The following is a 20,968-nucleotide window of genomic DNA, read 5'->3' on the forward strand; positions in this document are numbered from 1 at the left end:
GTTACACACAGTAAAAATTCCTATGCAAAACAAAGGGGCCCCTAGAGGCCCCTTGTTTGTACCGAAACTGCGAAACGCTTACGCGTCTGGCGCAGCCTTGGCAGCCGGCTCACTGTTTTCGTAGATATACAGTGGCTTGGACTTACCTTCTATAACGCTTTCGTCGATCACCACTTTACTCACCTCGGACTGCGAGGGGATTTCGTACATGGTGTCGAGCAATACGCCTTCGAGAATCGAACGCAAACCGCGTGCACCGGTCTTGCGCTCCAGTGCCCGCTTGGCCACCGATTTAAGCGCGTCGGCACGGAACTCGAGGTCTACACCTTCCATTTCGAACAGCTTGGCGTATTGCTTGGTCAGGGCGTTTTTCGGCTCGGTGAGGATCTGAATCAGAGCAGCCTCATCCAGCTCGTCCAACGTCGCCAGGACCGGCAGACGGCCAACGAACTCCGGGATCAGACCGAACTTGACCAGATCGTCAGGCTCGACTTCACGCAGGGACTCGCCCACCTTCTTGCCTTCTTCCTTGCTGCGCACTTCTGCACTGAAACCGATGCCGCCACGGGTGGAACGGTTTTGAATAACCTTTTCCAGGCCGGAGAACGCACCGCCACAGATAAACAGGATGTTACGCGTATCAACCTGCAGGAATTCCTGCTGCGGGTGCTTGCGGCCGCCTTGGGGCGGTACGGAAGCGACCGTGCCTTCAATCAGCTTCAGCAGGGCTTGCTGCACGCCTTCACCGGAAACATCCCGGGTGATCGACGGGTTGTCAGACTTGCGCGAAATCTTGTCGATTTCATCGATATAGACAATACCCATTTGGGCCTTCTCTACATCGTAATCGCACTTCTGCAGCAGTTTCTGAATGATGTTCTCGACATCTTCACCCACGTAACCCGCCTCGGTGAGGGTGGTGGCGTCGGCGATGGTGAAGGGAACGTTCAGCAGGCGAGCGAGGGTTTCTGCAAGCAGGGTTTTACCCGAGCCTGTAGGACCGATCAGCAGGATGTTGCTCTTGCCGAGTTCGACCTCATCACCTTTCTTGTCACGCTGGTTCAAGCGCTTGTAGTGGTTGTACACCGCTACGGCCAGAACCTTCTTTGCACGCTCTTGACCAATCACGTACTGATCAAGGATGCCGCTGATTTCTTTAGGCGAAGGCAATTTATGCGCGCTGCTCTCGGCCTGTGCCTCCTGCACCTCCTCACGGATGATGTCATTGCACAGGTCGACGCACTCGTCGCAGATAAAGACCGAGGGGCCGGCAATCAATTTGCGCACTTCATGCTGGCTTTTGCCACAGAAGGAGCAATAGAGCAGCTTGCCGTTGTCCTCGCCGTTGCGGGTGTCAGTCATTCGTTCGATCCAAATCCGATAGGCTTGCAACACAAGATGAAGGCTTATGCGGGCTTTTTCAAGCCCGCCGGTGGTCGGACATGCCGACCAGGCCTATTTTGAGCTGCTTATATTAAGCGGGGCGCTTGTCGATCACGGCGTCGATCAGCCCGTATTCACGTGCGGCTTCGGCACTCATGAAGTTGTCGCGGTTAGTGTCGCGCTCGATTTCTTCCAGGGTGTGCCCGCTGTGCTTGGCCATCAGCGTGTTGAGGCGCTCACGGATAAACAGGATTTCCTTGGCGTGGATTTCGATGTCCGACGCCTGGCCCTGGAAACCGCCCAGTGGCTGGTGAATCATCACACGCGAGTTAGGCAGGCAGAAACGCTTGCCTTCAGCACCGGCTGTCAGCAGGAATGCACCCATGCTGCAGGCCTGGCCAATGCAAGTGGTGGACACGTTCGGCTTGATGAACTGCATGGTGTCGTAGATCGACATGCCGGCTGTCACCGAACCGCCTGGGGAGTTGATGTAAAGATGGATGTCCTTGTCCGGGTTTTCCGCTTCAAGGAACAGCAGTTGCGCACAGATCAGGTTGGCCATGTAGTCCTCTACCGGACCAACCAGAAAGATCACTCGCTCCTTGAGCAGGCGCGAATAGATGTCGTAGGCGCGTTCGCCACGAGCAGATTGCTCGACAACCATCGGGACCAGGCCGCCTGCGGCCTGGATATCAGAGTTCTGCTGAATATACGAATTACGGAACATGCTCTGCAGTTACTCCCAAATAGTCATGTCTTGAATACGCATAAGCCAGCGCGAGGCTGGCTTATGGGTGTATTTTCAAACGAGTTGGACAATCAGTCGGCTTGTGCTGCTTCTGCCGGCTTGACTGCTTCTTCGTAAGAGACCGCTTTGTCGGTCACCTTAGCCTTCTGCAGAACAGTATCCACAACTTGTTCTTCCAGCACAACCGAACGGACTTCGTTCAGCTGCTGGTCATTCTTGTAGTACCAAGCCACGACCTGCTCAGGCTCCTGGTAGGCCGAAGCCATTTCCTGGATCATTTCGCGAACGCGATCTTCGTCTGGCTTGAGGTCGAACTGCTTGACCACTTCAGCCACGATCAGACCCAGCACAACGCGGCGCTTGGCTTGCTCTTCGAACAGCTCGGCCGGCAGTTGATCAGGCTTGATGTTGCCACCAAACTGCTGAACAGCTTGTACGCGCAGGCGATCCACTTCGTTGGACAGCAGGGCCTTAGGCACTTCGATCGGGTTGGAGGCCAGCAGACCGTCCATAACCTGGTTCTTGACCTTGGACTTGATGGCCTGGCGCAGCTCACGCTCCATGTTCTTGCGAACTTCGGCGCGGAAACCTTCGATACCGGTTTCCTTGATACCGAACTGGGCGAAGAACTCTTCGTTCAGTTCTGGCAGCTTAGGCTCGGAAACACTGTTGACGGTCACAGTGAACTCGGCGGCTTTGCCAGCCAGGTCCAGGTTCTGGTAGTCAGCAGGGAAAGTCAGGTTCAGAACGCGCTCTTCGCCGGCTTTAGCGCCAACCAGACCGTCTTCGAAACCCGGGATCATGCGGTTGGAGCCCAGTACCAACTGGGTGCCCTTGGCCGAGCCGCCAGCGAACACTTCGCCGTCAACCTTGCCCACGAAGTCGATGTTCAACTGGTCTTCGTTCTGGGCAGCGCGATCGGCCACTTCAAAACGGGTGTTCTGCTTGCGCAGGATTTCCAGCATGTTGTCCAGGTCGGCATCGGCCACTTCGGCGCTCAGGCGCTCGATTTCGATACCTTCGAAGCCAGCAACGGTGAACTCCGGGAACACTTCGAATACAGCAACGTATTCCAGGTCCTTGCCAGCTTCCAGGGACTTAGGCTCGATGGAAGGCGAGCCAGCCGGGTTCAGCTTTTGCTCGACAACCGCTTCGTAGAAGGAAGCCTGGATCACGTCACCGACAGCATCTTGACGTGCATCAGCACCAAAACGGCGCTTGATTTCGCTCATCGGCACTTTGCCTGGACGGAAACCAGCGATCTTGGCCTTCTGGGCAGTCTGCTGCAGACGCTTGTTGACCGCGGTCTCGATGCGCTCTGCCGGCACGGTGATGCTCATGCGGCGCTCGAGAGCAGTAGTATTTTCAACAGAAACTTGCATGGATATTCCTCGTTGCACAGACGTTAGCCGGCCGTTTCCGACCCAAGAATCAAGGGCATGCATTCTAGTGGGTCAAACTCAAGAAGTCACCCTACTGAAAACGGGTAAAAAAACAGCAGGCAATTTACAGGTACGAATGCACGAATGCTCCTCGCCCCAGTGACAAATACAGCCAATCACGCCAGGGCTCTGTGCCAACCCTTCTATATATAGAAGCAGCCAGCGACCATCTCCCTGACAGCCGACCTTGCACGCAAGGCCGGCGGGTAGTTCGGCATCATCGAGAAACAAAAATACGACGAAGCGCCCCACCCCTGCGACCCAGTACCTGCAGCCGCCGAATACGCAAACCGCTAAAACAAAAAAGGCGCCAGACTGTTAAATCTGGCGCCTTTCGGAATATGGGGTGGACGAAGGGGATCGAACCCTCGACAACGGGAGTCACAATCCCGTGCTCTACCAACTGAGCTACGCCCACCATATTGCGTGACAAAGAAGCCAATTGCCTTCTCTGTTAAGCCCCAACCTAGCCCATGGCAAGGGTGACGCTGTATTTGGTGCGGATGAAGAGACTCGAACTCTTACGCCTCGCGGCGCTGGAACCTAAATCCAGTGTGTCTACCAATTCCACCACATCCGCGGCTTGAAACTTTTAAAACAAAGGCGCCAGACCGTTAAATCTGGCGCCTTTTGAAATATGGGGTGGACGAAGGGGATCGAACCCTCGACAACGGGAGTCACAATCCCGTGCTCTACCAACTGAGCTACGCCCACCATCTTGCGCTACTTGTGCCAAAGCTGCCTAATGGCGCACCCGGCAGGACTCGAACCTGCGACCATCCGCTTAGAAGGCGGATGCTCTATCCAGCTGAGCTACGGGCGCCTGATTAATCTGTACTCTTGGAGGACTACAAACTAAATGCTTCCAGCCTCACACAATAAAACAGCTATTGCGCTCGACCTTCTTAACCAGTGCTAGGCTGTGCCCGACAAGTGCGACGAATAGTATAGACGCCCCCAGGGGCCGTCAAATCTTTTTTGAAAAAAATTCATTTTATTTAAGGGGTTAGGGGAATTTGCAGACCAAGCGCCTTTGCCCTCACGTCCTGGCGTGCGAGAATGCGCGCACTTTTCCTCCCCCTCTCGATGGTTAATCACGCGTAATGACTGCACAACTTATCGACGGCAAATCAATCGCCGCCAGCCTGCGCCAGCAGATCGCCAAACGTGTCGCCGAGCGTCGCCAGCTTGGCCTGCGCACGCCGGGGCTCGCGGTGATCCTGGTCGGCAGCGATCCTGCCTCCCAGGTTTATGTCTCGCACAAGCGTAAAGACTGTGAAGAGGTCGGCTTTATTTCCAAGGCCTACGACTTGCCTTCCGACACCACCCAGCAGGCCCTCACCGACCTGATCGACGGCCTCAACGACGATCCGAATATCGACGGCATCCTGCTGCAATTGCCGCTGCCGGAGCATCTGGATGCTTCCCTGTTGCTGGAGCGCATCCGCCCCGACAAAGACGTCGACGGTTTCCACCCCTATAACGTCGGTCGCCTGGCCCAGCGTATTCCACTGCTGCGCCCCTGCACGCCGAAGGGCATCATGACCCTGCTGGAAAGCACCGGCGTCGACCTGTACGGCCTGGACGCCGTGATCGTCGGCGCGTCCAACATTGTTGGTCGCCCAATGGCCATGGAACTGCTGCTGGCCGGCTGCACCGTGACCGTCACCCACCGCTTCACCAAGGATCTGGCGGGCCATGTCGGCCGTGCCGACCTGGTGGTAGTCGCCGCCGGCAAGCCGGGCCTGGTCAAGGGTGAGTGGATCAAGGAAGGCGCCATCGTGATCGACGTGGGCATCAACCGTCAGGACGACGGCAAGCTGGTGGGCGACGTGGTGTATGAAACCGCCCTGCCCCGTGCTGGCTGGATTACCCCGGTGCCGGGTGGTGTTGGCCCGATGACCCGTGCCTGCCTGCTGGAAAACACGCTGTACGCGGCCGAAACCCTGCACAGCTGATCACCTGCAGCGCCAAAAGAGCCCCGTCTTGACCCAAGGCTGTTCACAGGTCACGCCGGGCCTCCTGAAAAATCCGCTGCCAGCTGTCTGGCAGCGGATTTTTTTATTCCCGCTCGACAGAACAGTGCGCCGCGGCTTTCTGAAAGTGATGCCTGCGCACTTAAAAGCAACGCCAATCAGCAGTGCAATCCCCAACCCCCATAACCCTATGATGGTCAGTGGCATCTGCGACTTCACCGATCAACAACGTAGTACCCCTACGCACAGTAATAAATGGGTGGCCCAACGAATCGTTTTACCGTTCATCTTCGTCCCTGATTTCAACGACTCCTACTCGACGCACCGCTGACAAAAAGCCCCTCTCAAAGGCCCTGAGGCTTTTGTATCAGTCCTACATGCCCAGGGCTGACAGAAGCGTTTTTGCCATATCTGCGCGCCAATGCGCTTTGCGCTACAACCCTAACCAATCATCGGCTTACAGCCTTTATTTAAAGGCTCTCTATCAGTTTCTGATCCATACTAATAATATGTAACGTCATTTTTCATATAGCCGGTCACACCCGGTATTTTTCTACCTTTTAGCGAGTTCATCCGCGTGAATATTCGTCTTTCTCTTGTCAGCCTGTTCTTCGCATTCGCAGGCACTGTCGCCAACGCCAGCGAAACCACCCTGGCCCCACGGGACACCTCGCAACTGCACATCGCTTCGGGCAGCGCGATGTTGGTGGACCTGCAAACCAACAAGGTGATCTACGCCAGCAACCCCGACGTAGTGGTGCCGATTGCTTCCGTCACCAAATTGATGACCGGCATGGTGGTGCTGGACGCCAAGCAGAATATGGACGAGTACATCTCCATCAACATCAGCGACACCCCGGAAATGAAAGGGGTGTTCTCGCGGGTCAAGCTCAACAGCGAGATGCCGCGCAAGGAGATGTTGCTGATTACCCTGATGTCCTCGGAAAACCGCGCCGCCGCCAGCCTGGCCCATCACTATCCGGGCGGCTATGCCGCGTTTATTGCCGCGATGAACGCCAAGGCCAAGGCCTTGGGCATGAACAGCACGCGCTATGTCGAGCCGACCGGTCTGTCGATCCATAACGTGTCTACCGCCCGCGACTTGAGCAAGCTGGTGCAGGCCGCGCGCAAGTACCCGATGCTCACGCAATTGAGCACCACCAAGGAAAAAACCGTGTCGTTCCGCAAGCCCAACTACACCCTGGGCTTTTCCAACACCGATCACCTGGTCAACCGTGCCAACTGGGATATCAAGCTGACCAAGACCGGCTTCACCAACCAGGCCGGCCACTGCCTGGTGCTGGTGACCAGCATGGGCAACCGCCCGGTGTCGCTGGTGATCCTCGATGCCTTCGGCAAGTTCACACACTTTGCCGATGCCAGCCGCATCCGCAAGTGGATCGAAACCGGCAAGAGCGGCTCGGTGCCGGACGTGGCCCTGCAATACAAGGCCGACAAGAACCTCAAGGCCCGCCAGACCGGGGTCGCCCAGTCCCACTGAGGCACGGTTGACAGGCACAAAAAACGGCGCCCTCGAGCGCCGTTTGCATTATGGCTGCTTCGGCCTTTCGGCCATCACCTTGAGTGCCTGGGCGGCCGCCTGTTCCTGGCCGGCCTGGGCCGTGGCGTTGGCGGCCTGCTGCCACCTACCCGCATCCAGGTTGGCCGGCAACTGGCTTGGCCGCTGGACCAGCACCGCCCACTGGCCGGCGCTTTTCCAGGCGGACTCGAAGTCGCTGAACGCCACCGGGCGTCTCCGGTCCCTGGCAACTCGCAACACCACCGTACTGTTTTGCTGATTAAACCCCACCAGCACGGCATAACGCGGCTCGGCCCATAGCGTCGAGCCCTCGGTAATCCGCACCATCACCGGGTAGCCCGCCGCCACCTGCGCCAACAGCGCGGTCAGCTTGGGGTCCAGCGGATACACCAGCATCCCGTACTCACGCGCCAGTACCTGCATATTGCGCTCAAGGTCGGCTTCACCGCCCGGCAAGTGCAATGGCTTATCCAGCAACCCCGGTGTAATCACAATGCCTTGTTGCGACAGCATGCTAGCCAAAGCGGCCGGACCACCCTGATAGGTGTCACCGCGAAACGCCGGCACCCCGTTGAGCTCTACGCGCTCGGGCAAACCGCGGAGGTTTGAGGGAGTGGGATGCCCCGCACACGCGGCCAAGCCGAGGACGCAGGCAGCCACCAACAAGGATGTTTTGAGGTTCGACCGTAAACGCAACTTCTTCACTCTCTTGATCATCAGCGGGCTGGGGCGTTGATCATAGGGCGCCCGGGGACGCGGGTATAGCCTTGGGCCACAGTAAAAAGCCCGGCATAGAGCAAACAAGTTGGATGTACACGACCATTGGTCAATAGCACGCAACCGGGAGGCAGCTAGACTGTCCATTGCAAAGACAGTGAGTGCCCTGCACAGGGCAAAAGGAGGCACTTATGAGCCTGACAACCACGATTTTCATGCTGGTGCTTGGCTGGCTGGCCGTCGCCGGCGCCATGTTGTGGGGGGTGTTGCGCGTGACCCGCCGGCACCATCATCCACAACCCAAACCCGCTGCACACGCCAAGAGCCACAAGCCGGTCGCGCATCACGCCTGAGCCCAGCCAGGAGCCGGCAGGCAGCCGGCCCCTACAGATCTAGGCCAGCTGTTTGCGAGCGACCGCAACTGACGCTGCCAGCATCGCCCGCAGTAATACCGCGCACCCCGCCGCCAGGTCATCCGGTGCCGCATTTTCGATCTCGTTATGGCTGATCCCGCCTTCACACGGCACAAATATCATCCCCGCCGGCCCCAGTTCAGCGACGAAGATCGCGTCGTGCCCGGCGCCACTGACGATATCCATGTTCGACAACCCCAGACCATTGGCCGCCTCACGCACTGCATCGACACAGCCCTCATCGAAATACAGCGGTGGGAAATCGGCGGTGGGCACCATTTCGAAGGTCAGGCCGTGCTTGGCGCAGGTGTCGTCGATCACCTGGCGCACCTGGGCAATCATCGAATCCAGGCGCGCCGGTTCCAGGTGGCGGAAGTCGAGGGTCATGCGCACTTCGCCGGGGATCACATTGCGCGAGCCCGGGTAGGCTTGCAGGCAACCCACGGTGCCACAGGCATGGGGCTGATGGCCGAGGGCTGCGGCGTTGACCGCAGCCACCACTGCCGAAGCGCCGACCAGAGCGTCCTTGCGCAGGTGCATCGGCGTCGGCCCGGCATGAGCCTCAACGCCGCGCAGGGTCAGGTCGAACCATTTCTGGCCAAGCGCCCCCAGCACCACGCCGATGGTTTTGCGTTCGTCTTCCAGGATCGGCCCCTGTTCGATATGGGCTTCGAAATAGGCCCCCACCTTATGCCCGCTGACCGGCCGGGTGCCCGCATAGCCAATCGCATTCAGTGCATCGCCCACCGTGACGCCCTCGGCGTCGGTCTTGGCCAGGGTGTCTGCCAGGGTGAATTTCTCGGCGAACACCCCGGAGCCCATCATGCACGGTGGGAAGCGCGAGCCTTCTTCGTTGGTCCACACCACCACCTCCAGCGGCGCCTCGGTTTCGATCTTCAGGTCATTGAGCGTGCGCAACACCTCCACACCCGCCAGTACACCGAAGCAACCATCGAACTTGCCGCCAGTGGGTTGGGTGTCGATATGGCTGCCGGTCATCACCGGCGCCAGCGCCGGGTTGCGCCCCGGACGACGGGCGAAAATATTGCCCACCCCATCGACGGTCACAGTGCACCCCGCCGCCTCGCACCACTGCACAAACAGATCCCGGGCCTGACGATCAAGGTCGGTCAGGGCCAGGCGACACACACCGCCCTTGGGGGTAGCGCCAAGCTTGGCGAGGTCCATCAACGACTGCCACAGGCGGTCGCGGTTGATGTGCTGATGGGTGGATTGCAGAACGTCGATGGCAGCGTTCATGGGGATCTCCTCAGGCAATATTATTGTTTGAGTCGGCGCGATATCCGCGGGGGCTGGCTTGCCTGGGATGGCGGTGGGTCAGTTACCACCGCTATCGCAGGTAAGCCAGCTCCCACATTGACCGCATTTACGACGGAAATTTAGCGGCGATAGGACTGGTTTTGCGCTTGCTGCACAGCCCGTAATACAACACCCCGCCCAATGCCGATCCGGTAAACCAGCCGTAGCTGTAGAACCAGCTGAAGGCATCGCTGCCCAACGACAGCAAGGTCAGCACCACCGGCACACCGAAAGCGATAAAACCCGCCACGTTCCAGGCCGGGTACACGTCATCGCGGTACAGCCCCGCCAGGTCCAGTTGCTGGCGACGGATCAGGAAATAGTCCACCACCATGATCCCGGCAATCGGCCCCAACAGGCTCGAATAACCCAGCAACCAATTGGAATACACGGTTTCCAGACTGACATCGGACACGATCAGGCCGAGCTTTTTCAGCAGTTCGTGGGCCATCAACGCCAGCCCCACCAGGCCGGTGAGTATCACGGCGGTGGTGCGGTTGATCAGCTTGGGCGCGATGTTCTGGAAGTCGTTGGTGGGCGAGACAATATTGGCCGCCGTGTTGGTCGACAGCGTGGCAATGATGATCAGCGCCATCGCCACCGCAACCCACACCGGGCTCTGGATGTGCCCGATCAGGGTCACCGGGTCGGAGACGCTGACCCCCACCAGTTTCACCGAGGCGGCGGTCATGATCACGCCCAGGGCGGCGAACAGGAACATGGTCAGCGGCAGGCCGAAAATCTGCCCCAGGATCTGGTCCTTCTGGCTTTTGGCATAACGGCTGAAGTCAGGAATATTCAGGGACAAGGTGGCCCAGAACCCGACCATCGCGGTCAGCCCGGCCATAAAGTACCCCGTCAGGCTCGCCCCTTCGGGCCGCTTGGGCGGGATCGCCATCAACTCGCTGAGCGACACATTGGGCAACGCCCACACCAGCAGGCCGATACCCACGGCCACCAGCAGCGGTGCCGACAGGGTTTCCAGCCATTTGATCGACTCGGCACCGCGCAGCACCACCCACAGGTTCAGCACCCAGAAGATCATGAAGCCGATCACCTCACCGGTGCCGCCCAGGCTCTTCCAGCCCTCGAAGATCGAGCCGAGGAACAAGTGGATCGCCAGCCCGCCGAACATCGTCTGGATACCGAACCAGCCGCAGGCCACCAGCGCCCGGATCAGACACGGCACATTGGAACCAAGGATGCCGAAGGATGAACGCAGCAGCACCGGGAACGGAATGCCGTACTTGGTGCCCGGAAAGGCATTCAGCGTCAGGGGCACCAGCACCACGATATTGGCCAGCAGGATCGCCACCAGCGCCTCGCCCACCGACAAGCCGAAGTACGCGGTGAGCACCCCGCCCAGGGTGTAGGTCGGCACACAGATCGACATGCCGACCCACAGCGCGGTGATGTGCCACTTGTTCCAGGTTCGTTCGTGCACCTTGGTCGGTGCCATATCGTGGTTGTAACGGGGGCTGTCGAGGACGTCGCTGCCGGCGTCGAGTTCATACAGGCCGTCGCGTTCTATGACTTGCGATCTGTTCTGTTGCATGGCCGCTCCACGGTTTTTTTGAATTATTGTTGCTCATCCGGCGTTCAACGCTGGATGGCCGCAGTCCCGCATGGACAACATGACATCACGGACCCGGCCAACCGGCAGCGCACTCAATTACCGTGCCGCACACCGTCACCGCATCCGTACCGCTTATATAACTGGCTGATGTTTATCAGCTTTATTTTGTTTACCGAAAAGTCCCACAGCACTTTCAACGTTACTCAGGCCAAATAACGCAGAAGTTGTCCGAACAATCAGGACTCAATCTGGTGCAACACAATTATTTTTATTACTGCCTGCCGTCAAGAGGCAACTCTCAAGCGTCTGATTTGCAATAGGAAATGTTGCTCATATTGAGAACCTGTCAAGTGCGTCAAAATGGTGAGAGGTCGCTACATTTTGGTGATTTTCAGTTTTTATTCTTGTAAATCAACGAGTTATTACGGATATATACTTATAAAAAATAATCTTGATCATTCGAAAAACTCGGGCTAGTTTCTATTCCTGTCACCGATGACAAGAATAGATTCTGTACGGTGAGCAGAACTACAACACTTAGAACTGGCATAAGCCGGTCAAGCCCCTGAGGAACTCGGCATGTCTCTGTTGATCCGCGGCGCCACCGTTGTTACCCATGATGAAAGTTATCCAGCCGATGTCTTGTGCGCAGACGGTCTAATCCGCGCTATTGGCACTGATCTGGAGGTGCCCGCCGGCACCGAGATACTCGATGGCAGCGGCCAATACCTGATGCCCGGCGGTATCGACCCCCATACCCACATGCAACTGCCCTTCATGGGCACCGTGGCCAGCGAGGACTTCTTCAGCGGTACGGCAGCAGGCCTGGCGGGCGGGACCACGTCGATCATCGACTTCGTGATTCCCAACCCGCAGCAGTCGTTGCTGGAGGCCTTCCACCAGTGGCGCGGCTGGGCCGAGAAGTCGGCGGCCGACTACGGGTTTCATGTCGCGATTACCTGGTGGAGCGAACAGGTGCGCGAGGAAATGGCCGAGCTGGTAAGCCACCACGGCATCAACAGCTTCAAGCACTTCATGGCCTACAAGAACGCGATCATGGCCGCCGACGACACCCTGGTCGCCAGCTTCGAACGCTGCCTGGAACTGGGCGCGGTGCCCACCGTGCATGCAGAAAACGGCGAGCTGGTGTATCACCTGCAACGCAAGCTGATGGCCCAGGGCATCACCGGGCCCGAAGCCCATCCGCTGTCGCGCCCTTCACAAGTGGAAGGCGAAGCGGCCAGCCGGGCGATCCGGATTGCCGAAACCATCGGCACGCCGCTGTACCTGGTGCATGTTTCGACCCAGGAAGCCCTCGACGAAATCACCTACGCCCGCGCCAAGGGCCAGGCGGTCTACGGCGAGGTCCTGGCCGGGCACCTGCTGCTGGACGACAGCGTGTACCAGCATCCCGACTGGCAAACCGCAGCGGGCTATGTGATGAGCCCGCCCTTCCGCCCCCGCGGGCATCAAGACGCACTGTGGCGCGGCCTGCAATCGGGCAACCTGCACACCACCGCGACCGACCACTGCTGCTTCTGCGCCGACCAAAAGGCCGCCGGGCGTGACGACTTCAGCAAGATCCCCAACGGCACCGCCGGCATCGAAGACCGCATGGCGTTGCTGTGGGACGAAGGCGTCAACAGCGGGCGCCTGTCGATGCAGGAGTTTGTCGCATTGACCTCCACCAACACCGCAAAAATCTTCAACCTCTACCCACGCAAGGGGGCGATCCGCGTCGGTGCCGATGCCGACCTGGTGCTGTGGGATCCCCAGGGCACACGGACCATCTCGGCCAAGACCCACCATCAGCGGGTGGACTTCAATATCTTCGAAGGCAAGACCGTACGTGGCGTACCCAGCCACACCATCAGCCAGGGCAAGCTGGTGTGGGTCGATGGCGACCTGCGCGCCGAGCGTGGTGCCGGGCGCTATGTCGAACGGCCGGCGTATCCGGCGGTGTTCGAGCAGTTGCGCAAGCGGGCCGAGCATTCCAGGCCAGTCGCGATAAACCGCTGAAATCGCCACTCGCAGGCAAGCCAGCTGCCACCCGTTGATAGGTGAACCCGATCAAATGTGGGAGCAGGCTTGCCCGCGATGAGGCCAGTGCAAACAACAAAAAACCAATGCCCGCCAGAGGCAAAAAAAACCGTGAGGCCCTTACCGTGATCCAGACCCTGAACCACCTCCCCCACCCCAACGAAGATGGGGCGACCCTCGCCAGCCATTTCACCGACCTGGCACCGCCCCTCAATGCCCGCCAGGCCCACCTGGAAGCCTCGCGCTGCCTGTATTGCTACGACGCGCCGTGCGTCAACGCGTGCCCCAGCGAGATCGACATCCCCTCGTTCATTCGCAATATCCACACCGACAACGTCCAGGGCGCGGCGCAGAAGATTCTCTCGGCCAATATCCTCGGCGGCAGTTGCGCCCGGGTCTGCCCGACAGAAATCCTCTGCCAGCAGGCCTGTGTGCGCAACCACAGCGACGAATGCGCCCCGGTGCTGATCGGCCTGTTGCAACGCTATGCCATCGACAACGCGCACTTTGAGCAACACCCGTTCCAGCGCGCCGCCCCTACCGGCAAGCGCATCGCGGTGGTCGGTGCCGGGCCTGCGGGGCTGTCCTGTGCCCATCGCAGTGCCTTGCATGGGCATGACGTGGTGATTTTCGAAGCCCGGGAAAAAGCCGGCGGCCTCAATGAATACGGGATCGCCAAGTACAAACTGGTGGATGACTTCGCCCAGCAGGAGCTGGATTTCCTCTTGCAGATCGGCGGCATCGAAATCCGCCACGGCCAGCGCCTGGGCGACAACCTGAGCCTGAGCGACCTGCACCAGCAATTCGACGCGGTTTTCCTCGGCCTGGGCCTGGCCGCCAGCAAACACCTGGGCCTGCCCCACGAAGACGCCCCCGGTTTGCTCGCCGCCACCGACTACATCCGTGAGCTGCGCCAGGCCGACGACCTCAGCCAACTGCCCCTGGCCGACCGCTGCATCGTGCTCGGTGCCGGCAATACCGCCATCGACATGGCCGTACAAATGGCTCGCCTGGGCGCGCGGGACGTCAACCTGGTATATCGCCGTGGCCTTGCCGACATGGGCGCCACCGACCATGAACAGGAGATCGCCAAGGCCAACCAGGTCCGCCTGCTGACCTGGGCCCAACCCGACACCGTGCTGCTGGACGACCACGGCCAGGTACGCGGTATGCGCTTTGCCCGCACGCGCCTGGAAAACGGCCGCCTGCACACCACCGGCGAAACCTTCGAGCTGGCGGCCGATGCGATCTTCAAGGCCATCGGCCAAGGCTTCGACGAGCAGGCCTTGCACGATCCCCTGGCCCAGCAACTGCAACGCCAGGGTGAACGGATCTTTGTCGATGCGCAGCTGCAAACCAGCATCCCCGGCGTGTATGCCGGCGGCGATTGCGTCAGCCTCGGGCAAGACCTCACCGTCCAGGCCGTGCAACACGGCAAGCTGGCCGCCGAGGCCATGCACGCTCAACTCATGCTCAACGTGGAGGCTGCGTAAATGGCCGATCTCTCGATTGTCTTCGCCGGTATCAAAGCCCCCAACCCGTTCTGGCTGGCCTCCGCGCCACCCACCGACAAAGCCTACAACGTGGTCCGCGCCTTTGAGGCCGGCTGGGGTGGCGTGGTCTGGAAAACCCTGGGTGAGGACCCGGCGGCGGTCAACGTCTCGTCCCGTTATTCGGCGCACTTTGGCGCCAACCGCGAAGTGCTGGGTATCAACAATATCGAGCTGATTACCGACCGCTCCCTGGAGATCAACCTGCGGGAAATCACCCAGGTGAAAAAGGACTGGCCGGACCGCGCACTGATTGTGTCGTTGATGGTGCCGTGCGTCGAAGAGTCATGGAAAAACATTCTGCCCCTGGTAGAAGCCACCGGTTGCGATGGCATCGAACTGAACTTCGGCTGCCCCCACGGCATGCCGGAACGGGGCATGGGCGCGGCCGTGGGCCAGGTGCCGGAGTACGTGGAACAGGTGACACGCTGGTGCAAGACCTACTGTTCGCTGCCGGTGATCGTCAAGCTCACGCCCAACATCACCGATATTCGCGTGGCCGCCCGTGCCGCGTATCGCGGGGGCGCCGATGCGGTGTCGCTGATCAATACCATCAACTCCATCACCAGCGTCGACCTGGAACGCATGGTCGCCCTGCCGATCGTCGGCACCCAAAGCACCCACGGCGGCTACTGCGGCTCGGCGGTCAAGCCGATTGCCTTGAACATGGTCGCCGAAATTGCCCGCGATCCCCAGACCCAGGGCCTGCCGATCTGTGGGATCGGCGGCATCGGCAACTGGCGCGATGCCGCAGAATTCGTGGCCCTGGGCTGCGGTGCAGTGCAGGTGTGCACGGCGGCGATGCTGCATGGTTTTCGGATTGTCGACGAGATGAAGGATGGCTTGTCGCGTTGGATGGACAGCCAGGGCTACAGCAGCCTGCAGGATTTTTCCGGGCGCGCGGTGGGCAACACCACGGACTGGAAGTACCTGGACATCAACTACCAGGTCATCGCCAAGATTGACCAGGCCGCGTGCATCGGCTGCGGGCGTTGCCATATTGCCTGTGAAGACACCTCGCACCAGGCGATTGCCAGCCTCAAGCAGGCCGATGGCACCCACGTGTACCAAGTGATCGACGACGAATGCGTGGGCTGCAACCTGTGCCAGATCACCTGCCCGGTGGCGGATTGCATCGAGATGGTGCCGATGGACACTGGCAAGCCGTTTCTCAACTGGACCCAGGATCCGAGGAACCCCTATCGGGAGGCGGTGTAACCTTTTAAATCGCTATCGCAGGCAAGCCAGCTTCCACATTTCAATGGTGTGAATCCAATCCAATGTGGGAGCTGGCTTGCCTGCGATGAGGCCCTCAACCTCTCCCCAAAGCTCAGGGCTCCAAGCCAATCCCCCGCAGAATCACACTGGTCACCGTCTGCACCGCCCGCTCGAACTGCATATCCGACAGCGCCTGATGGTCGTTGAGGATCATCACCTGGTGATCGAAGTCGGCATAGTGCTGGGTCGAGGCCCAGATCATATACAGCAGGCTCGACGGCTCCACCGCGAGGATGCGCTTGTCTTCCACCCATTGGCGGATCTTCGCTTCCTTCATCTTGGCCCAATCGTAGAGGCTCGCATCCAGCGCTTCGCCGAGGGTCGGCGCGCCGTGGATGATTTCATTGGCCCAGACTTTCGAACCATAGGGGCGGCTGCGCGAGTGCTGCATCTTCGCCCGGATGTAGCTGCTGAGCACCACCCGTGGATCATCAAACATTTCGAAGCACAGCGCGTCCTGCTTCCACACTTCCAGCAGGTCGAACAACACCGCGCTGTACAACTCGCTCTTGGTGCTGAAGTAGTAATGCAGGTTGGAGCGCGGCAGTTGCGCCTGTTCGGCAATGTCGGCCATGGCGGTGCTGCCATAGCCTTTTTCGGCGAAGACCTTTTCAGCGGCCAGCAGAATCTTTTCGACGTTGACCCGACGGATACCGATCTTGTGATTGCCCATAGGGGCTCCCTGACAACGACATGCCTGGAAGACTACCATCCGCTCTAGATCGGGGCGACAGCCTGAGTGGAAACTTCGTACACTGCCCGCTCCTCCCCTTGATAGGTAGTGCACGATGTTGATCAAGAACACGTTGATGACGGTTGCCTTGCTGACCTCTCTGCTGGGCGCCCAGGCGGCCTTGGCCCACGCCCACCTGAAAAGCACCACGCCGGCGGCCGACAGCACCGTCACGGCCCCCGCCGACCTGCGCCTGGTGTTTTCCGAAGGCGTCGAAGCCACGTTCACCAAGGTGTCCCTGAGCAGGGACGGCACCGAAGTGGCGGTCAAGGGCCTGGAAACCCCGGACAAAGACAAGAAAACCCTGGTGGTGACCCCGGCCGCCCCGTTGGCTGCCGGCACCTACAAGGTCGAGTGGCACGCCATCTCGGTCGATACCCACAAGAGCGCAGGCAGCTACAGCTTCAAGGTCGGCCAATAACCCATGGCAACCCTGCTGGTGCTGTGCCGTTTCCTGCACTTTATGGCGGTGCTGCTGATGTTCGGGGCCAGTGTGTTCCGGCCCTTGCTCCTGGGCACCAAGCCCCAGCCGGCAGTGGACCGGCAACTGGCGCGCCTCACCGGGCCACTGGCCTGGCTGGCCCTGGGCAGCGGCGTGGCGTGGCTGCTGTTGATCAGTGCCAGCATGGCCGGCAGCGACTTGCTGGCGCTGGACCTTGCAACGGTGCAATTGGTGCTGGGCAAGACTTTTTTCGGCCAGGTCTGGAGCGTGCACCTGCTGTTGAATGGCCTGTTGGTGCTGAGCCTGCTGACACGTTGCAACCGCGCGCGCCTGCCCCTGACGACGCTGCTCCTGGCAACCCTGGCCCCCGTGGGCCATGGCGCCATGCTCAGTGGCCTTAGCGGCCAATTGCTGATCCTCAACCAGGCGGTGCACCTGCTCTGCGTCGGTGCGTGGCTCGGTGGGTTGCTGTTGTTGGTCCTGCTCCTGCGCCAAACGCAGCACACGCCCCTGGAAGAGATTCTGCAGCGCTTCAGTGGCGTCGGTTACGGGCTGGTGGCGGGTTTGCTGGTCACCGGGCTGATCAATATCCGCGTGCTCACCGGGCAATTCTGGCCTACCCCGCTGTTCAGCGGGTTTGCCTTGATCCTGTTGATCAAGGCGCTGCTGGTGGCGGGCATGCTCGGCCTGGCAGTGCTGAACCGGCTACGGACCCAGGATTGCCAGCAGCGACGTGGCCAATTGCAGGCCAGCGTGTTGCTGGAATGGCTGTTGGGCGCGGCGGCGGTGGCGGCCGTTTCCCTATTGGGCACCCTGCCACCGATGCTGTAGGAGCATCATCCAGTTCAAGGCGGACTGTTCTTCAAGCGCCCCGCCGTGTCGATACTCACCACCACCGACAGCCCCGGTCGCAGGCGTTCGCTTTGCTCCTGATCGGGGTCCACCGTGATCCGCACCGGCACGCGCTGGGCGATCTTGACGAAGTTGCCGGTGGCGTTATCGGCCTGCAACAGGCTGAACTCAGACCCCGTCGCCGGCGAAATACGCTGCACCGTGCCATGAAACTTGCGGTGGTCCAGGGCATCCACGGTAAACGTTACCGGCTGGCCCACCTGCACGTTGTCCATCTGGGTTTCTTTCATATTGGCGATCACCCACAACTGGTTCGGCACCAGTGCCATCAGCTGCGCGCCGGAGTTGACGTAGGCCCCCAGACGTACACCAATCTGCCCCAGTTGACCGTCCCGGGGGGCCAGGACGCGGGTGTTCGACAGGTCGATCCGCGCCAGCTCCACCGCCGCATCGGCACTGGCCACCGCCGCTTCCAGGGAGCCGCGATTGACGATTACCGTCTGCAGGTCCTGGCGGGCGATTTCCAGGCTGGCCTGGGCCTGGGCCACAGCGGCGATGGTTTGCGCGTTGGCGGCGCGGGTCACGTCCAATTCACGGCGCGACACCGAGCCGTCGCTGATCAGCTCTTCGTTGCGACGCAGGTCGGCGGTGCTTTTGCGCGCCTGGGCCTGGCTATCGGCCAGGGCGGCCTGGCGCAGCTTGATGGTCGCTTCGGCACTGTTGCGCTGTTGCACCACGTTGGCCAGGGCGGCTTGCTGCACCGCCAGTTGCGCCTGGGCCTGATCCAGGCGCTGCTTGTAGATGCGGTCGTCGAGGCGTACCAGCAAATCCCCGGCCTTGACGTGCTGGAAGTCCTGCACCGGCACCTCGAACACATAACCGCCCAATTGCGGGCTGATGATCGTCACCTGGCCGCGTACCAGAGCATTTTCGGTGGTTTCCACGGCGCTGCTGAACGGCGGCAATTGCCAGGCGTACAGCACAATCAACACGCCAACGATGGCAATCGCGGCAAAGCCCAGGGACGAGACGATGCGCACGCCCAGGGAGCGCGGCTCGGTGGCCGTCGCACCCGGTGGCGTGCTGCCCTCCGGGGTGGCGGCAATGGCATTGGTGGTCGTGGTGGTAGCCGTAGGTTCGCTCATGAAGGAAGTGCGCCGCTAGGTTGAACGGAAGGCGCTGCACTGGCGGCAGCTTTCTTGGTGGTGCTCATCAGCCACAGGCTGCGGGTAAAGATCCACAACATGGTGAGGATCGCGATGATCGCGATCAGCATAAACACGTCGTTATAAGCCATAACATTGGCCTCGCGGGTGGCCGCCGTGGCCAGGCTGCGAATGCCCATCAGGTTGCGCAGTTCCGGGTCGGCAATCACCGAGCCGTAGGCCGAGCCACCGCTTTGTACACGGGCCGCGACCCGCGGATCCAGCAGGGTCAGGTGTTCGACAATCATGCTCGAATGAAATTTCTCCCGCACCACCTGGAAGGTGCCGAGCAACGCCGCGCCCAACAGCCCGCCGAGGTTCTGGCAGATCCCGAACAGCACCGAGAAACTCACGAGGTTGCGCGGGTTGGCCAGCACATTGCGCATGCCCAGCACCATGGTCGGGCCGAGGAAGAAGGTACCGCCAAACCCCAGCAGAAACTGGCTCAGGTACATGTTCTGCGGCCGCGTCAGGTTGCTGGAGAAGCTGTCCATCACCGAGCCCGTGGCCATCAGCGCCAGGGAAATCACCAAGGGCATCAGCAAGTGTGCCGGGTTGATGGTCAACGCGCTGATCACCAGGCCACTGATCGCCCCCAACAGCATCACCAGGTACAGGGTGCGCATCTGCTCGCTGCTCATATTCAGCGCCTGCAAAAAGCCCACGGCGCCGGTGGATTGCTCGGACAGCACCATGCGGATCAGGATTACCGCCAGGGCCAGGCGAATCATCACCCCGCCGCCCAGCCAGCGGGTCATCAGCAGCGGGTTGGCGCGGTTATGTTCGATGGCCAGCCCGGCCATGATCAGCACCAGGGAACAGGCCGAGGCCACGCCGATCCATGGGGCTTCCAGCCACCAGTCGATGCGCCCCAGGGACAGTACCGCGCAGAGCAATGCCACGCCCGAGGCGAGCAAAGCAAAGGTCAGGAAGTCGAGCTTTTCAAAGGTCTTGAAGCGATCACCCGGCGGCAACTTGAGCAGGAACACACAGCCCAGGCAAGTCAGCGCCATGCCCAGCTCAAACAGGTACAGGCCGCGCCACTCGGCAATCTGCAGCAAGTCTTCGGAAAACAGCCGCGCCATCGGCAACGCCAGTTGCGCGGTACCCAGGCCCAGCACCAGAGCCTTGAGCCGCCACTTCGCCGGGAACGCCTGGACCATGTAGTACAACCCCAGGGAACTGAGGGCCGCGCCCACCATGCCGTGGGCCGCACGCACGGCGATTGCCGAACTGAGGTCATTGACGAACAGATGGCCAAAGGTGACCAGGGCGTAGAGCACCAGGAACACTTCGGTAAACGCGCGCAAGCCGAACTGCTGGCGGAACTTCACCAGCAGCAGGTTCATGGACACGTTGGTCATCACATAGGCGGCGGGTAGCCAGGCCATTTCGGCGGTGGTCGCGCCCAATGCCCCTTGCAGATACGGCAGATTGGCGATCACCAGCGCATTGCCCAGGCCGCCGGTGATTGCCACCAGCACCCCAACCAGGGCAAAAGCCCAGCGTTTGAGCGTGGGGTGATGGGGCGTCGACGGCGACCCCGGCAAGCTCGGACGCTCGTGGGGTTGCCAGGTGTGCGGGGTGTATTTATCCATTCGTGACCTTGATGACCGACGCACGAGGCCGGTAAAACCCTGACTCAGAGCTTAGTAGACCTGAGCGGGGTTCATCTTGTCATCTTTGTGGGAGCTGGCCTGCTCCCACATTTGATTTGTGATGTGGCGCAAATTATGTGCCCAGCCGAGCCCCC

Annotated in this window: 18 protein-coding genes and 4 tRNA genes; 9 read left to right on the forward strand and 13 right to left on the reverse strand. The window is 60.3% G+C overall.

The genetic code is table 11. The features are described 5' to 3' along the window. Positions 1 to 78: 78 nt before the first annotated feature. From clpX to JFT44_RS19210, 7 genes are all read right to left on the reverse strand, one after another. Positions 79 to 1,362 carry an ATP-dependent Clp protease ATP-binding subunit ClpX gene (gene clpX, locus JFT44_RS19180; protein WP_029298419.1) on the reverse strand — a complete coding sequence of 428 codons (1,284 nt, stop codon included), beginning with the start codon at positions 1,360 to 1,362 and terminating at the stop codon, positions 79 to 81. Between the two features lie 112 nt (positions 1,363 to 1,474). Then, the gene (clpP, locus tag JFT44_RS19185) at positions 1,475 to 2,110 is read right to left on the reverse strand and encodes an ATP-dependent Clp endopeptidase proteolytic subunit ClpP (RefSeq protein WP_029298421.1); all 636 of its coding nucleotides are present in this window, start codon (positions 2,108 to 2,110) and stop codon (positions 1,475 to 1,477) included. A gap of 92 nt (positions 2,111 to 2,202) precedes the next feature. Then, a complete protein-coding gene (gene tig, locus JFT44_RS19190) occupies positions 2,203 to 3,513 on the reverse strand; it encodes a trigger factor (protein ID WP_057441496.1) in 1,311 nt (436 codons plus the stop codon). Between the two features lie 402 nt (positions 3,514 to 3,915). Further along, a tRNA-His gene (locus JFT44_RS19195) sits at positions 3,916 to 3,991 on the reverse strand. 77 nt (positions 3,992 to 4,068) lie between these two features. Next, positions 4,069 to 4,153 (reverse strand) — tRNA-Leu (locus tag JFT44_RS19200). A gap of 58 nt (positions 4,154 to 4,211) precedes the next feature. Further along, a tRNA-His gene (locus tag JFT44_RS19205) sits at positions 4,212 to 4,287 on the reverse strand. Between the two features lie 32 nt (positions 4,288 to 4,319). Then, positions 4,320 to 4,396 (reverse strand) — tRNA-Arg (locus JFT44_RS19210). Positions 4,397 to 4,676: 280 nt separating this feature from the next. On the opposite strand from JFT44_RS19210, the gene folD reads away from it, so the two are divergent. The 3 genes from folD to pbpG all read left to right on the forward strand — a co-directional run bounded on the left by folD (position 4,677) and on the right by pbpG (position 7,050). Beyond that, a complete protein-coding gene (gene folD / locus JFT44_RS19215; protein ID WP_057445013.1) occupies positions 4,677 to 5,531 on the forward strand; it encodes a bifunctional methylenetetrahydrofolate dehydrogenase/methenyltetrahydrofolate cyclohydrolase FolD in 855 nt (284 codons plus the stop codon). A 28-nt stretch (positions 5,532 to 5,559) separates the two neighbouring features. Then, a complete protein-coding gene (locus JFT44_RS19220; RefSeq protein WP_198831036.1) occupies positions 5,560 to 5,880 on the forward strand; it encodes a hypothetical protein in 321 nt (106 codons plus the stop codon). 246 nt (positions 5,881 to 6,126) lie between these two features. After that, the gene (gene pbpG, locus JFT44_RS19225; protein ID WP_057441495.1) at positions 6,127 to 7,050 is read left to right on the forward strand and encodes a D-alanyl-D-alanine endopeptidase; all 924 of its coding nucleotides are present in this window, start codon (positions 6,127 to 6,129) and stop codon (positions 7,048 to 7,050) included. 48 nt (positions 7,051 to 7,098) lie between these two features. Here the strand turns inward: pbpG and JFT44_RS19230 are convergent, their stop codons facing one another. After that, positions 7,099 to 7,785 (reverse strand): peptidase C39 family protein, encoded by a 687-nt coding sequence (locus JFT44_RS19230; protein WP_057441587.1) that lies wholly within the window; start codon positions 7,783 to 7,785, stop codon positions 7,099 to 7,101. 212 nt (positions 7,786 to 7,997) lie between these two features. Between JFT44_RS19230 and JFT44_RS19235 the strand changes: the two genes are divergently transcribed. Then, positions 7,998 to 8,159, forward strand: coding sequence for a hypothetical protein (locus JFT44_RS19235; protein WP_164844848.1), 162 nt, complete (start codon positions 7,998 to 8,000; stop codon positions 8,157 to 8,159). Between the two features lie 39 nt (positions 8,160 to 8,198). Here JFT44_RS19235 and JFT44_RS19240 read toward each other — a convergent pair whose 3' ends face one another. Then, positions 8,199 to 9,479, reverse strand: a complete 1,281-nt coding sequence (locus JFT44_RS19240) for a Zn-dependent hydrolase (RefSeq protein WP_120733516.1) — start codon at positions 9,477 to 9,479, stop codon at positions 8,199 to 8,201. A gap of 127 nt (positions 9,480 to 9,606) precedes the next feature. Then, positions 9,607 to 11,094, reverse strand: coding sequence for an NCS1 family nucleobase:cation symporter-1 (locus JFT44_RS19245; protein WP_057441488.1), 1,488 nt, complete (start codon positions 11,092 to 11,094; stop codon positions 9,607 to 9,609). A gap of 600 nt (positions 11,095 to 11,694) precedes the next feature. Between JFT44_RS19245 and hydA the strand changes: the two genes are divergently transcribed. From hydA to preA, 3 genes are all read left to right on the forward strand, one after another. After that, a complete protein-coding gene (hydA, locus tag JFT44_RS19250; protein WP_057441486.1) occupies positions 11,695 to 13,134 on the forward strand; it encodes a dihydropyrimidinase in 1,440 nt (479 codons plus the stop codon). A 146-nt stretch (positions 13,135 to 13,280) separates the two neighbouring features. After that, positions 13,281 to 14,648 carry an NAD(P)-dependent oxidoreductase gene (locus JFT44_RS19255; RefSeq protein ID WP_120734445.1) on the forward strand — a complete coding sequence of 456 codons (1,368 nt, stop codon included), beginning with the start codon at positions 13,281 to 13,283 and terminating at the stop codon, positions 14,646 to 14,648. Then, positions 14,649 to 15,923, forward strand: coding sequence for an NAD-dependent dihydropyrimidine dehydrogenase subunit PreA (preA, locus tag JFT44_RS19260; RefSeq protein ID WP_057441482.1), 1,275 nt, complete (start codon positions 14,649 to 14,651; stop codon positions 15,921 to 15,923). A 112-nt stretch (positions 15,924 to 16,035) separates the two neighbouring features. Here the strand turns inward: preA and JFT44_RS19265 are convergent, their stop codons facing one another. Next, positions 16,036 to 16,656 (reverse strand): TetR/AcrR family transcriptional regulator, encoded by a 621-nt coding sequence (locus JFT44_RS19265; RefSeq protein ID WP_029298440.1) that lies wholly within the window; start codon positions 16,654 to 16,656, stop codon positions 16,036 to 16,038. Between the two features lie 115 nt (positions 16,657 to 16,771). Here JFT44_RS19265 and copC point away from each other — a divergent pair, with 115 nt between their 5' ends. Further along, entirely contained in the window at positions 16,772 to 17,137 is a 366-nt protein-coding gene (gene copC, locus JFT44_RS19270) for a copper homeostasis periplasmic binding protein CopC (protein ID WP_169990356.1), read from the forward strand. A gap of 3 nt (positions 17,138 to 17,140) precedes the next feature. Next, positions 17,141 to 17,989: a copper homeostasis membrane protein CopD gene (copD, locus tag JFT44_RS19275; protein ID WP_169990357.1), complete on the forward strand. Its 849-nt coding sequence runs from the start codon at positions 17,141 to 17,143 to the stop codon at positions 17,987 to 17,989. A 14-nt stretch (positions 17,990 to 18,003) separates the two neighbouring features. Here copD and JFT44_RS19280 read toward each other — a convergent pair whose 3' ends face one another. Together JFT44_RS19280 and JFT44_RS19285 are read right to left on the reverse strand one after the other, a co-directional pair. Next, a complete protein-coding gene (locus JFT44_RS19280) occupies positions 18,004 to 19,155 on the reverse strand; it encodes an HlyD family secretion protein (RefSeq protein ID WP_115128515.1) in 1,152 nt (383 codons plus the stop codon). Beyond that, positions 19,152 to 20,813: an MFS transporter gene (locus JFT44_RS19285; protein ID WP_120733519.1), complete on the reverse strand. Its 1,662-nt coding sequence runs from the start codon at positions 20,811 to 20,813 to the stop codon at positions 19,152 to 19,154. Before JFT44_RS19285 ends, JFT44_RS19280 begins: the two co-directional genes overlap by 4 nt. Between the last annotated feature and the right edge of the window lie 155 nt (positions 20,814 to 20,968).

Origin of the sequence: Pseudomonas sp. MF5691 (genome assembly GCF_016405645.1) — a bacterium.
GTDB classification, from domain to species: Bacteria; Pseudomonadota; Gammaproteobacteria; order Pseudomonadales; family Pseudomonadaceae; genus Aquipseudomonas; species Aquipseudomonas shahriarae.

Coding starts and splice junctions, on each gene's coding strand:
- JFT44_RS19265 (WP_029298440.1), bottom strand. CDS start 16,656: ATGGGCAATCACAAGATCGGTATCCGTCGGGTCAACGTCGAAAAGATT.
- JFT44_RS19240 (WP_120733516.1), bottom strand. CDS start 9,479: ATGAACGCTGCCATCGACGTTCTGCAATCCACCCATCAGCACATCAAC.
- hydA (WP_057441486.1), top strand. CDS start 11,695: ATGTCTCTGTTGATCCGCGGCGCCACCGTTGTTACCCATGATGAAAGT.
- JFT44_RS19245 (WP_057441488.1), bottom strand. CDS start 11,094: ATGCAACAGAACAGATCGCAAGTCATAGAACGCGACGGCCTGTATGAA.
- JFT44_RS19280 (WP_115128515.1), bottom strand. CDS start 19,155: ATGAGCGAACCTACGGCTACCACCACGACCACCAATGCCATTGCCGCC.
- copD (WP_169990357.1), top strand. CDS start 17,141: ATGGCAACCCTGCTGGTGCTGTGCCGTTTCCTGCACTTTATGGCGGTG.
- clpP (WP_029298421.1), bottom strand. CDS start 2,110: ATGTTCCGTAATTCGTATATTCAGCAGAACTCTGATATCCAGGCCGCA.
- copC (WP_169990356.1), top strand. CDS start 16,772: ATGTTGATCAAGAACACGTTGATGACGGTTGCCTTGCTGACCTCTCTG.
- tig (WP_057441496.1), bottom strand. CDS start 3,513: ATGCAAGTTTCTGTTGAAAATACTACTGCTCTCGAGCGCCGCATGAGC.
- folD (WP_057445013.1), top strand. CDS start 4,677: ATGACTGCACAACTTATCGACGGCAAATCAATCGCCGCCAGCCTGCGC.
- preA (WP_057441482.1), top strand. CDS start 14,649: ATGGCCGATCTCTCGATTGTCTTCGCCGGTATCAAAGCCCCCAACCCG.
- JFT44_RS19285 (WP_120733519.1), bottom strand. CDS start 20,813: ATGGATAAATACACCCCGCACACCTGGCAACCCCACGAGCGTCCGAGC.
- JFT44_RS19235 (WP_164844848.1), top strand. CDS start 7,998: ATGAGCCTGACAACCACGATTTTCATGCTGGTGCTTGGCTGGCTGGCC.
- clpX (WP_029298419.1), bottom strand. CDS start 1,362: ATGACTGACACCCGCAACGGCGAGGACAACGGCAAGCTGCTCTATTGC.